This is a genomic window from Microbacterium sp. GbtcB4 (assembly GCF_019091465.1).
Lineage (GTDB): Bacteria > Actinomycetota > Actinomycetes > Actinomycetales > Microbacteriaceae > Microbacterium > Microbacterium paraoxydans.
The window spans coordinates 1-241 of sequence record NZ_JAGXJJ010000459.1; the positions used below are offsets into that span (position 1 = coordinate 1).

Genomic DNA, 241 nt, shown 5'->3' on the forward strand with positions numbered 1-241 from the left:
CTCCTCGGCCTCGCCGGGGAAGCCGACGAAGGTGACAGTCGTGAAGGCCACATGCGAGATGCGCTCGCGGACGCAGTCCAGGATGCCCAGGTAGCGCTCGCTGCGATGGGAGCGGCGCATCGCCTTGAGGATCCGGTCGCTCCCCGACGGCTGCGGCATGTGGAGCAGCGGCATGACGGCGGGCGTCTCCGCCACCGCGTCGATCACGTCGTCCGTGAAGGCGGCGGGATGCGGGCTCGTG

1 pseudogene is annotated in these 241 nt (G+C 70.5%); it reads right to left on the minus strand.

From position 1 onward, the window contains the following. Positions 1 to 241 (minus strand): annotated as a pseudogene (locus KVS71_RS18465) (tRNA (N6-isopentenyl adenosine(37)-C2)-methylthiotransferase MiaB); the annotation flags it as partial.